Origin of the sequence: uncultured Roseovarius sp. (assembly GCF_913057115.1) — a bacterium.
Lineage (GTDB): Bacteria > Pseudomonadota > Alphaproteobacteria > Rhodobacterales > Rhodobacteraceae > Roseovarius.
In genome coordinates this window covers 65,432-77,569 of sequence record NZ_CAJXNN010000005.1, presented here as the reverse complement: position 1 = coordinate 77,569, position 12,138 = coordinate 65,432, and the positions used below count along the sequence as shown (strand labels likewise).

At 63.6% G+C, this 12,138-nt stretch carries 10 protein-coding genes; 8 read left to right on the top strand and 2 right to left on the bottom strand.

The features are described 5' to 3' along the window. The first annotated feature begins 66 nt into the window (after positions 1-66). The 6 genes from QZ498_RS03780 (at position 67) to QZ498_RS03755 (ending at position 7,660) form a co-directional block, all read left to right on the top strand. Positions 67-2,637, top strand: coding sequence for a putative PEP-binding protein (locus tag QZ498_RS03780; RefSeq protein ID WP_294620388.1), 2,571 nt, complete (start codon positions 67-69; stop codon positions 2,635-2,637). Positions 2,638-2,809: 172 nt separating this feature from the next. Then, complete coding sequence (locus tag QZ498_RS03775; RefSeq protein ID WP_294620386.1) at positions 2,810-3,418, top strand: cell wall hydrolase; 609 nt, start codon at positions 2,810-2,812, stop codon at positions 3,416-3,418. 114 nt (positions 3,419-3,532) lie between these two features. Next, positions 3,533-3,700 carry a 50S ribosomal protein L33 gene (rpmG, locus tag QZ498_RS03770; protein WP_039682682.1) on the top strand — a complete coding sequence of 56 codons (168 nt, stop codon included), beginning with the start codon at positions 3,533-3,535 and terminating at the stop codon, positions 3,698-3,700. Positions 3,701-3,711: 11 nt separating this feature from the next. Next, positions 3,712-4,308: a GNAT family N-acetyltransferase gene (locus QZ498_RS03765; RefSeq protein ID WP_294620381.1), complete on the top strand. Its 597-nt coding sequence runs from the start codon at positions 3,712-3,714 to the stop codon at positions 4,306-4,308. Between the two features lie 407 nt (positions 4,309-4,715). Beyond that, positions 4,716-5,888, top strand: coding sequence for a pyridoxal phosphate-dependent aminotransferase (locus tag QZ498_RS03760; protein WP_294620380.1), 1,173 nt, complete (start codon positions 4,716-4,718; stop codon positions 5,886-5,888). Between the two features lie 233 nt (positions 5,889-6,121). Further along, positions 6,122-7,660 carry a trimethylamine methyltransferase family protein gene (locus tag QZ498_RS03755; protein WP_294620378.1) on the top strand — a complete coding sequence of 513 codons (1,539 nt, stop codon included), beginning with the start codon at positions 6,122-6,124 and terminating at the stop codon, positions 7,658-7,660. 85 nt (positions 7,661-7,745) lie between these two features. Here the strand turns inward: QZ498_RS03755 and QZ498_RS03750 are convergent, their stop codons facing one another. Beyond that, positions 7,746-9,374 (bottom strand): acyl-CoA dehydrogenase family protein, encoded by a 1,629-nt coding sequence (locus QZ498_RS03750; protein WP_294620376.1) that lies wholly within the window; start codon positions 9,372-9,374, stop codon positions 7,746-7,748. Between the two features lie 139 nt (positions 9,375-9,513). On the opposite strand from QZ498_RS03750, the gene QZ498_RS03745 reads away from it, so the two are divergent. Continuing rightward, the gene (locus QZ498_RS03745; protein ID WP_294620374.1) at positions 9,514-9,813 is read left to right on the top strand and encodes a septum formation initiator family protein; all 300 of its coding nucleotides are present in this window, start codon (positions 9,514-9,516) and stop codon (positions 9,811-9,813) included. 28 nt (positions 9,814-9,841) lie between these two features. On the opposite strand, the gene QZ498_RS03740 is transcribed toward QZ498_RS03745, so the two are convergent. Then, entirely contained in the window at positions 9,842-10,519 is a 678-nt protein-coding gene (locus tag QZ498_RS03740) for an alpha/beta hydrolase (protein ID WP_294620372.1), read from the bottom strand. A 222-nt stretch (positions 10,520-10,741) separates the two neighbouring features. On the opposite strand from QZ498_RS03740, the gene cysS reads away from it, so the two are divergent. After that, positions 10,742-12,133, top strand: coding sequence for a cysteine--tRNA ligase (cysS, locus tag QZ498_RS03735; RefSeq protein WP_294620370.1), 1,392 nt, complete (start codon positions 10,742-10,744; stop codon positions 12,131-12,133). Positions 12,134-12,138: the final 5 nt, after the last annotated feature.

The following is a 12,138-nucleotide window of genomic DNA, read 5'->3' as shown; positions in this document are numbered from 1 at the left end:
AAACCCGATGTCGGATGTTGCGAAAACTGCGGTGCTCTTCCCCTTGCCTTGCGCCGCTTCCGGCTTATGCTGCAACTGAACAACACAGGTGCCGCAGTGCAGCATAGCGAAGACCATATCACCCTTATCACCCCCGACGCGCCCTTGACCACCGAAACCCATGGCGGGCGGGCGAAATGTTTGCAACGCTTGGTGCGGTTGGACCTGCCGGTGCCGCGTACCGTGGCGCTGTCATTCGAGGCGGTGCATCGCATTGCGGCGGGCGAGGCCCCGGATATGCAAGAGCTGGTGCGCGGTTTCGGGGATGAGCCGCTACTATGTGTGCGCCCGTCATCGGAAGACCCCGATTGGGGCGGGCCGGGGGCGGTTCTGAACATCGGGATGAATGACGCCAGTTATGTCGTCCTGAGCGACAGGATCGGCAAGGCGGCAGCGGCCGAACTTTACATGCGCTTCGTGCAATCCTTCGCCATTCACGTGGCAAGGCTTGATCCGGACATGTTCGATGATGTCTCGGAGGACCCATCCGAGGGGCTGGGCCAAGCCCTGCGCGCCTATGAGGAGGAAATGGAGGAGCCTTTCCCGCAAGACACGTCGGTGCAGCTTTTACATGTTCTGCGGTCGATGGCGCGGGCGTGGGAAGGCACAACGGCGCGCCTTTTGCGACAAGCCAAGGGGGCGCCGGTGGATGCGGGCCTTGGGTTGGTGGTGCAGGAAATGGCCTATGGGCTGGGCAAGGGCGAATGCGGCTCGGGTGTCATGCAACTGGTCAACAGCACCACGGGCGCGCGGCAGATCACCGGGCGCTACCTGAGCCAGAGCCAGGGGCGCGAGGCCCTGAGCAAAGGGGCGGATTCGCTTTATCTGGAGCGTGACCCGCGTGGTCCATCATTGGAAGAATTGGCGCCCGAGGCCTTTGCCAAGCTCAAGGAGTACCTCAACATCATGCGCGTCAAGCTGCGCGCCGAGATGCAGGCGGAGTTCACCATCGAAAGCGGCGACGTTTACCTGCTGGATGGCGTTCGCGTGTCACGCAATGCCCGCTCGGCGGTGGCGATTTCGGTGGCCTTGGCCGAGGATGGGATCATTTCCCGCGAAGAGGCCTTGATGCGGGTGGAGCCGCGTGGCCTTAACGAATTGCTGCACCGGCAGATTGACCCCGAAGCGCAACGCGATGTCCTGGCGCGCGGAATCGCGGCCAGCCCCGGCGCCGCCAGCGGCCGGATCGTTTTTTCCGCCAATGAGGCACAGGCCGCCGAGGCGCGCGGTGAGGCCTGCATCCTTGTGCGGCGCGAAACCAGCCCCGAGGATATTCGCGGCATGCATGCCGCTGCCGCCATCCTGACCGAACGCGGGGGCATGACGAGCCATGCCGCGGTGATTGGCCGGGGTATCGGCCTGCCTTGTGTGGTCGGGGCCTCGGAGATCAGGTTTCAGGTCAAGCGCCGACAATTGGCATTTCCCGACGGGCGGACCCTGAAAGAGGGGGACATCATTACCATTGATGGCAGCAATGGCGAGGTTCTGGCCGGGCAGGCGCCGATGCTGGAGGCCGCCCGCGACGAGAGTTTCCAAACGCTGATGACATGGGCCGATGACATCCGGGACATCGCGGTGCGGGCCAATGCCGATACCCCCGCAGATGCCGAAGTGGCCCGCAATTTCAGGGCGCAGGGGATCGGGCTTTGCCGGACCGAACACATGTTCTTCGAACTGGACCGGCTGACGCCGATGCGCGAAATGATCTTTGCCAATTCAAGTGAGGATCGTGCGGCGGCACTGGAGCTTTTGTTGCCGATGCAGCGGGCGGACTTCATTGATCTGTTCCGTATCATGCAGGGGCAGCCGGTGTGCATTCGCCTGTTTGACCCGCCGTTGCACGAGTTTCTGCCGACCGACCGGACCGGTATGCGCGAATTGGCCGAGGCCTTGGATTTGCCTTTGTCGGATGTGACCCGGCGGGTGGAGGCCTTGGGCGAATATAACCCCATGCTGGGCATGCGCGGGGTGCGTTTGGGGATCACGGTGCCCGAGATTTACGACATGCAGGCGCGGGCAATTTTCGAGGCCACCATCGCGGCCAGCCATGAAGGCGAGCCGGTGGTGCCGGAGATCATGATCCCGCTGGTGTCGGCCTGTCGTGAGGTGGAGCTTGTGAAGGGCCGGATTGATGCGGTGGCCGCCGCCGTGCGGGCCGAGACGGGGCAGGACTTTACCTATCGTCTGGGGGTAATGGTCGAGACCCCGCGCGCCGCGTTGCGCGCCGGTGAGATCGCGCCGCAGGTGGCGTTTTTGTCCTTCGGGACGAACGACCTGACCCAGATGACCTATGGCCTGAGCCGCGATGACGCGGGGCGTTTCATGTCGGAGTACGTGCAGCAGGGTGTCTATCCCGAAGACCCTTTCCATACGCTCGATGTTGAAGGTGTCGGGGAATTGTTGCGGATCGGGGCCGAACGCGGCCGATCTGCGCGAAATGATATTGTGCTCTCCATTTGTGGGGAGCATGGTGGGAATCCCGAATCAATCGCTTTTTGTCGAGAAGCCGGGTTTGACTATGTGAGTTGCTCGCCCTTCCGGGTTCCGGTGGCGCGACTTGCTGCCGCACAGTTGGCCGTGAAAGACAGGATCGGGTAGGCGCGGCGCCGGTTTCGACAACATCCTGTATGCCGACCGGCAGTCGCGCTTGTCGTTTATTGCGCGGCGGCCTTCCGTCCCGTGGGCAAGCTAGACTCAAACGCCTTTCATGATATATCCCCGCCGGAATGCCAAGGGGCCTTTCGCCCTGTCAAACCGCATGGAGGACGGCATGTTGAGATTCGCGATGTTGATTTTGGTGGCCCTGACAGGCCCCGCCGTGGCCGAGACTCCGGTGAAAAAACTGATGGAAGAGGAGACGCGCGCGTTGTCTTCCATCTCGCAAAACCGGTTGTTGAGCTACATGCAACGCCCCGAGGTGGGCCTGACCTACAGCCGTGAATGGCTCGATGCGCAGCCCAAGGTGTCGGGCGGCGCGCAATGGTCGTGCTTGGCGGAGGCGCTGTATTTCGAAGCGCGCGGCGAGACCGTCAAGGGGCAGTTCGCCGTCGCCGAGGTTATCATGAACCGTGTCGACAGCGCCGAATTTCCCGACAGTGTCTGTGGCGTGGTCAATCAGGGCACGGGCCGCAAGTACCAGTGTCAGTTCACCTACACCTGTGACGGACACAAGGAAGTGGTTGCCGAGCCGCGCGCCTATGCGCGTGTCGGCAAGGTGGCGAAGATGATGATCAACGGCGCCGACCGTCCCTTGACCGACGGCGCTACGCATTACCACACCCGTGCGGTCAACCCGCGTTGGGCACGTGTGTTCCCACGGACCACAACGATTGGCGTGCATCATTTCTACCGGATGCCGACCCGCCTGTCGCAGAACTGAGCCCGCTGCGAGATTCCGGTTGACAGGAACGCGCGCAGCTTTAAAAGGCAGGCTTCATGACGAATTTCACGGGGTAGGGGGCCAAGGCCGCCGTCCCGGCGCAGGAGAAGACCAATGGCGAAGCCGACGACCATCAAGATCCGTCTGAACTCGACCGCGGGCACGGGCCATTTCTACGTGACCAAGAAAAACGCACGCACCATGACCGAGAAGATGGTCGTACGCAAGTATGACCCGGTCGCGCGCAAGCACGTCGAGTACAAGGAAGGCAAGATCAAGTAAGATCGCCTGACATGAACCAGACCGAAAGCCGCGCCATCCGAGCGCGGCTTTTTCTTTGGGCAGGCTTTGGGTGGCATGGCATCCTGCCCGGAGTTTTCCAAATGCCTGTTTTGAACATTGCCCCAGCCACGCCCGGCGACGGGCCTGAGGTTTCCGACTTGTTGCTGCGATCCTATTCGGCGCTTCTGGCGCCGGAGTATGACGCGGCGGTCCTTGCCGCGGCCCTGCCCAAGATCACCCAAGCGCGGCGCAGCCTGCTGTCTTGCCCGACCTATTTCGTCGCTCGGCAACGGGGGCGCGTGGTGGGCGCGGGCGGCTGGACCCATGTCACGCCTTTCGGGCGGCCCGGTGTGGCCGGGGTGGGCCATATCCGGCATGTTGCCTGCGATCCTCGACACCTGCGCCAAGGGGTGGCCCGAGCGATCATGCAGCATAGCATGGACACAGCCCGCAGTGCCGGGGTGCGCCTGTTGTGCTGCCTCAGCACCCGGAACGCCGTGCCGTTCTATCGCGCCATGGGCTTTGGGGCCGGGGCCGAGGTGGCCTTGCAGCTGACGCCCGAGGTTGTGTTCCCGGCGGTGGAGATGCGATTGGGGCTGGGGGGTTAAGGGCAAGTGGCGCTTTGCGCCGCTTTGCGGGCGTGGCTGGTATGCGGGACGAAACGGACAGAGCCCCTGCGCGGAATCAAGGGCCGCAGGCCCGCCGCGCATCGCCGGGCCGCCCCCCGGCACGGCGATTGGGTTGGTCATGGCGCATAGATTAGACGTTACGCGCCAGTTCTGAGATAAAGCGCTTTAGCTCAGCCGTTTGATCGCCGCACCGCGGCCCGTCAAAGCACGGCTCATCATTTCAATGACCAGCAAGGGCTCGAACCCGCCGTTCTGTACACAACATACCAAGACCCGCTTGCGAGAATGCCCCACGGCTTCTCAACCTGCCAAGGCCCACCCTGTTTGACATCCCCCTGCCGCCCGGTCCATCTGGGCGCGGAAACACCCAAAATGGAGGGCAGGACATGCGTTTGGCGCAGCGGATTACCGGGATCACGGGCGGCGGATCGGATGGATGGGATGTTTATTACAAGGCCAATGCCATGGATGCGGCGGGCCATGACATCACCCATCTGACCATTGGGGAGCATGATATCGGCACGGACCGCAGCATTCTGGACGCCATGCATGAGGCAACCCTTGCCGGTGTCACCGGCTATTCCGCCTTCAACGGGATCAAGCCGCTGCGCGAGCGGGTCGCCAAGCGGGTGACCGAGCGCACTGGCGTGCCCACGACGCCCGACAACGTGCTGGTCGTGCCGGGCGGGCAGGCGGGGCTGTTTACCGCCCATCATGCCGCCTGTGACGAGGGCGATACCGCACTCTTCATTGACCCTTATTATGCCACCTATCCCGGCACGATCCGGGGGGTGGGCGCGCGGCCCCATGCCATCCCTGCGCGTCCTGAGCGGGCCTTTCAGCCCGACCCGGAGGAGGTGGCGCAGGCCGCCCCCGGTGCGCGGAGCCTGCTGATCAACTCGCCCAACAACCCCACCGGCGTGAACTACACCCGCGAGACCTTGGAAGGGCTGGCAGATCTGTGTCGCGCGCATGATCTGTGGATGATCTCGGACGAGGTCTATGACACGCAGGTCTGGGAGGGGGATCATATCACCCCGCGCAGCCTTGAGGGCATGGCCGACCGCACGCTGGTGATCGGCTCGCTGTCGAAAAGCCATGCCATGACCGGAAGCCGCATCGGCTGGGTCGTGGGGCCGGAAGAGGCGATTGCCCATATGGCGAACCTTGCCACCCATACCACCTATGGCGTGGCGGGTTTCATTCAGGAGGCCGCCTGTTTCGCGCTGGACCAAGGGCCGGAGTTCGAGGCGAAGATCGCCGAACCCTTCGAACGCCGCCGCGATCTGGTTTTGGGGCTGTTGAAGGGGCAGGAGGTGGTGCGGCCCATTCCGGCCGCCGGGGCGATGTATGTCATGCTGGATATCCGCGCCACGGGCTTGTCGGGGGAGGCGTTTGCCCTGCGCTTGCTGGAGGACCACCATGTGGCGGTGATGCCGGGCGAAAGTTTCGGGCAGGCGGCGGCGGGCCATGTGCGCGTGGCCCTGACGGTGGAAGACAGCCGCCTTGAGGCGGCGTTGGGCCATCTGGTGGATTTGGCGCAGGGTTTGACGGGGTAATCGACCCTTCGAGGTCTGATTGCGACATGCGTCGCGATTGGGACAGACTGTCGCAGGAGAATCGGGTTTGATCGGGTCACTCAGGGAGGAGGGCCCGGCCATGATGCCGAGCTGCAAACATGTTCTGATCATCAGGACCATTGGGGCCGCGCGGGGACGCGCGGCACGGGGGCGGCCAGCCTTGGGGTGAGTTTTCAACCCCTAGCCAAGCCCCCAACCAAAGGATTCCATGAATGAACCAGATGACCTCGCGCCGCTCGGGCGGGCGCGCCGCCCGGCGTGCCAGCCGCGCCGCCCCGCTTGACGACACCCTGCGCCCGGTGCGCCCCGGCATGGAGGGCGGCACGCTCAATGTGTTGAGCCCGCCGCAGATCGAGAAAATCCACAATGCCGCCCTAGAGGCCCTCGAAGAGATCGGTCTGGCCGATGCCCCGCAAAGCGGCATCGACTATATGACCGCCGCTGGCGCGATATTGGGCGAGGATGGGCGCCTGCGTTTCCCGCGCGCCTTGGTCGAAGACACGCTGGCGCGGACCAATCGCGGCATCACCCTGCATGGCCGGGACCCGGCGCATGATCTGCAGCTTTCGGGCACCCGTGTGCATTACGGCACGGCGGGGGCGGCGGTGCATATGGTGGATGTGGAGGGCCAGCATTACCGCGAAAGCACCCTGCAGGATTTGTATGATGCGGCGCGGATCACCGATACGCTGGACAATATCCATTTCCTGCAACGCCCCATGGTGGCCCGCGATATCGAAGACGCCTGCGAGATGGAGCTCAATACCGTCTATGCCTGTTGCGCGGGCACCAGCAAACATGTGGGCACCTCCTTCACCGATCCCGCCCATGCGCGCGAAGCGATAAAGCTGTTGCACATGATTGCGGGCGGGGAGGAGGCCTGGCGTGCGCGGCCTTTTGTCAGCAATTCCAATTGCTTCGTGGTCCCGCCGATGAAATTCGCCACCGAATCCTGTCAGGTGATGGAGGCCTGTATCGAAGGCGGCATGCCGGTGCTATTGCTCTCGGCAGGCATGGCGGGGGCCACGGCGCCCTCCACCGTGGCCGGGGCCATCGTGCAGGCCGTGGCGGAATGTCTGGCCGGGCTGGTCTATGTCAACGCCATAGCGCCGGGGCATCCGGCGATCTTCGGCACATGGCCTTTCGGGTTGGACCTGCGCACCGGGGCGATGACCGGCGGCTCGGGCGAACAGGCGCTGCTCTCGGCGGGCTGCGCCCAGATGCACCGGTTCTACGACCTGCCCGGCGGCGCGGTGGGCGGCATCGCCGACAGCAAACTGCCCGACATGCAGGCCGGGTGGGAGCAGATGTGCTCGAACGTCATGGCGGGGCTGTCGGGCCTCAACATGGTTTACGAGGCGGCGGGCATGCATGCTTCGCTTCTGGGGTTCTGCCACGAAAGCCTGATCTTGGGCGATGACCTGATCGGGCAAGCGCTACGCTGTGTGCGCGGCATCGAGGTGGATGATGACACGCTGGCCCTCGATCAGATGCGCGAGGTCTGCTTGGGCGGGCCTGGTCATTACCTTGGCACCGCCGCCACGCTCAGCCGGATGCAGGCCGATCACGTCTATCCGGCGCTGGGCGACCGTACCAGCCCCAAGGAATGGGACGAACGCGGCAAACCCGATCTGGTCGACAAGGCCCGCGCCCGCAAGGAGGCGATCCTTGCCAACCCCTCGGCGGCGCGTTTCGATCCAATGCTGGATGCCGAAATCAGAAAGACCTTCAAGATCCACCTGCCGATATGATCCGGCAGGCCCTTCATCTTTCCAAAAATACTCTGGGGGAGGCGCCCGCAGGGCGTCGGGGGCGAAGCCCCCAATCTCCTCCGGGTCACCCCGCGCTGCCGATCCGGTCCAGAAGGCCCGCACAATCCACGCCCTTGATCGCCCCTGCCGTGCGCCCCCGTTCCCCGGCAAGCCGCGTGGCGACATAGCCTTCGGCCACATGCGCCGGGGCATGGCGGATCAGCACCGAGGCGGTCAGCAGCGTGGCAAGGCTTTCGGCATACCATCGCGCCGCGCCTTCCTCGGGCAGCTTCGGGAACCGCTCCATATGCGCCTTGAGCGCCGCGTCATAGCGGCGGTATTGTCCCGAGGCCGCGCCCAGTTCCGTGCTCAGCCGTTCCCCGGCCAAAGGCTCGCGCCGCAGGGTGCGCAGGATATCAAGGCAGATCACATTGCCCGAGCCTTCCCAGATCGAATTGAGCGGCGCCTCGCGATAAAGCAGGGGCAGGGGCGTGTCCTCGACATAGCCCATGCCGCCCACGGCCTCCATCGCCTCGTAAACCACACCGGGGCAGAGCTTGTTGCCAAGGTATTTCGCCAAAGCCACGGCAAGCCGGGCATAGGCGCGGTCGCCTTCACTGCGCCCGTCAAAGGCGCGCGCCACATGCAGGCCAAGCGCCAGCGTGCCTTCCCAATCCAGCGCGAGATCGGCCAGCACGCTTTGCATCAAGGGCTGGTCGATCAGTTGTTTTTGGAAGGTCGTGCGGTGGCTGGCCCAGTGGTGTGCATGGCCAAGCGCGGCGCGCATCAGGCCCGCCGGGGCCATGGAAGTATCGAGCCGGGTGTGATGCACCATTTCGATGATCGTGCGGATGCCCGCGCCCTCATCGCCCAAACGATGCGCCAAGGCCCCGGCGAATTCGATCTCGGCGGAGGCATTGGCGCAATTGCCCAGCTTGTCCTTGAGGCGTTGGATCTGCACCGCATTGCGCGCGCCTTCCAGCCAGCGGGGGACAAGGAAACAGGTCAGGCCCGCCTCGGTCTGGGCCAGTGTCAGAAGGCCATCCGACATGGGCGCAGAGCAAAACCATTTATGCCCGGTCAGGCGGTAGCTGTCGCCATCCCTTTCGGCCAGCGTGGTATTGGCCCGCAGGTCCGAGCCGCCCTGTTTTTCGGTCATCGCCATGCCCATCGTCGCGCCGGGCTTGCGCGCCAAGGGTTTGACCGCGCCGTCATAGGCCCGCGCGGTCAGTTTCGGCACCCACTCGGAAAACAACCCCTCATCGGCGCGCAGGGCCGGAACGGCGGCATAGGTCATGGTCATCGGGCAGCACACGCCCGGTTCCACCTGGCTCATCAGGTAGACCATGGCGGCATGGGTGGCATGGCCGCCCTTGGCCCCCTCCCACGGGATCGCGGCATAACCGGCCTTGATCCCTTCGCCCAAAAGCTGGTGATAGGCGGGGTGAAAGCGCACCTCGTCCAGACGCCGCCCAGCCGCATCGAAAAGCAGCGCCTCGGGGGGATGCCTGTTGGCGTTACGCCCTGCCGCGCGCATTTCGGAACTGCCGATTTGCGCGCCGAAGCGGGCGAGTTTTTCGCCGTCCGCGCCTGCCGCGCGGGCGTGATCGCGCAGGGGGGAATCGCCCTGCCATAGGTCCAGATCGCCCGGATCGGGCGGCTGGTTGGCGACCTCATGGGTGGACAGGTCGGTGCGGGGTGGCAGATGTGGCATGGGCGACTCTCCTCTAACGCGAAATGTAGCCTGCCAAGCGATTGAATGGAAAGGGGGATTCACATTGCGAATCACTTGTGGCATTGTAGGGCCTGATCGCCCGTCAGAGGCGACGCATGAGGCAGAGACAGGCAAACCGATGACATCCCGCAAGCGGCCCGCTTTGGGCGTTCTGATTTATTCCGTCGTGGCCTTTGGGCTATGTGCCTATTTCACCTTTGCCGCCGTGCAGGGGGATTATGGCCTCTTCCGCCGCGCCGAGATCGACGCCCAGAACCGCGAGTTGGCCGAGCAACTGGCCGGGCTGGAGGCCAAGGTCGCGCGGATGGAGAACCTGACGCATCGTTTGTCGGACAGTTACCTTGATCTGGACCTGTTGGACCAACAGGCACGTGACGTGCTGGGCCTGTTGCGTGCCGATGAGATCGTGATCCGATAGGGCGTAGTATTCTCTGAACTGATTTGGATTACGGGCATTTCAGGGCCTCAACCAAGGTTGCGTAATGTCCCAACCCCTCATGCATGTGCACCTCGGCCTTGGGTAGCGCTTTGGCCAAAGCTGTCGTCATGGCCGGGGGTGCCCATGTGTCGACCGTGCCGTGGTGCAGGATCACCGGGCAGGTGACGCGCGCCAGATCATCCGCCCATGGCTGTACATAATGCGGCACCTCGCGCAGATAGGCGGGCCGGTTCACCCCATAGCCTTGGCGCAGGATGCGGCGGAAGATGCACGCGCCTTGGTTGCTGCTCAGAAGGGCGCGGTCCGAGGCGTCGCAGGCGGCGATCAATTGCCGGGCCAGCAGGTCGGGGGCCAGCCGCACCATCCCCGCTTGCACCATTGTAAGCGCGTGAAAAACGCTGCGGTGCCGGGCGGCCCTGAAGACCGTTTGTCCGGCCATATCGGGCAGGAAATCTCCCAGGTCCAAGGGGGCAGCGGGGGAGATCAGCGTCAGGCGGGCGATCTTGTCGGGGTGCTGTGCGGCCAAGCGCAGGGCCAGTGCCGCGCCAAGCGAGAACCCCACAAGGTGCGGCGGGCCTTGGGGGAGGTCGATCCCATCGTTGCGATCCAGCACCGGCATGGTCACGCCCGCAAGCTCCAATTCCGCCGCGCCGCCGGGCAAGCCGTGAAGGTAAATCTGTTTCATGCCCCGTGATGCGCCCTGCGCCGCGCGCGCGCCAGTGGGCATTGCGCCGCAAGCCCCTTGCGTGGGGCGGCTTGTGCGCGTATCGTCGCCACATGACCAAAACCTGCATCATCATTTGCTGCATTCCCCACTGAGACATCTCAGGCGGGCCGGTCTTCTATTCCATCCATGACATGAAGTTGCTAAAGCCCGCCGCAGGGAAGCTGCGCGCGCGAGGGCCTTATGACGACGATCAAACTGCACAACACCAAGACCCGGCAAAAAGAGGTCTTTGAGCCGCTCGACCCCGATAACGTGCGCATGTATGTTTGTGGGCCTACGGTCTATGACCGGGCTCACTTAGGCAATGCGCGACCGGTGATCGTGTTTGACGTGCTGTTTCGCCTGCTGCGGCATGTCTATGGGCCGGAGCATGTGACCTATGTGCGCAATTTCACCGACGTGGATGACAAGATCAACGCGCGGGCGATTGAGAACGTGGGCGAGGGCGGTGATGTGAACGCCGAGATCGCCCGGATCACCGAGATGACGACGCAGTGGTTTTTGGACGATATGGGCGCTTTGGGGGCCTTGGAGCCAACCCAGATGCCGCGCGCCACGCAGTATATCGGGCAGATGGTGGCGATGATCGAAAAGCTGATTGCCGATGGTCATGCTTATGAGGCAGAGGGGCATGTTCTGTTCTCGGTGGAAAGCTATGCGACCTATGGGGCGCTGTCGGGCCGCTCGGTCGATGACATGATCGCCGGGAGCCGCGTCGAGGTGGCCCCCTACAAGCGCAACCCGATGGATTTCGTGTTGTGGAAACCGTCGAGTGACGACCTGCCGGGATGGGACAGCCCATGGGGCCGGGGGCGGCCCGGTTGGCATATTGAGTGTTCTGCCATGAGTTACGAGTTGTTGGGCGAGAGTTTCGACATTCACGGCGGCGGCAACGACCTGATGTTCCCGCACCACGAAAACGAGATCGCCCAAAGCTGCTGCGCTCATCCCGAGGGCGGGTTCGCGCAGGTCTGGATGCATAACGAGATGTTGCAGGTGGAGGGCAAGAAGATGTCCAAATCCTTGGGCAACTTCTTTACCGTGCATGATTTGCTGGAACAGGGGTATCCGGGTGAGGTGATCCGGTTCGTGTTTTTGAGCACGCATTATCGCAAGCCGATGGATTGGACCGAGGCGAAGGCGCGGGAGGCGGAGAAGACGCTGCGGAAGTGGTACGCACAAGCCGCGCAAGGGGTTGGGACAGGCGAGCCTTATAAGCCCGTCATCAACCTGTTGGCCGATGATCTCAATAGCGCCGGGGCAATTGCAGAGTGCCATCAACTTTCCCTCGCCGACGATGTCTCGATGCTGCGCCACACCCTGCAGTTTCTTGGTTTGATGGGCGACGATGTTCCGGCTTGGGCTTCTGCGCCTAAGGCGGACCTTTCAGAATTCGAAGTTCAGTTGTTCGAGGCCCGCAAAACAGCCATGAAAACCAAGGACTTTTCGGAGGTGGATCGGCTCAAATCCGCCTTCGTCGAGGCCGGGGTCGAGGTGCGGATGAGCAAGGAGCGGGTGGAACTGGTCCCCGGACCGGGATTCGACCCTGCCAAGCTGGAGGGGGTGGTGTAATGTTG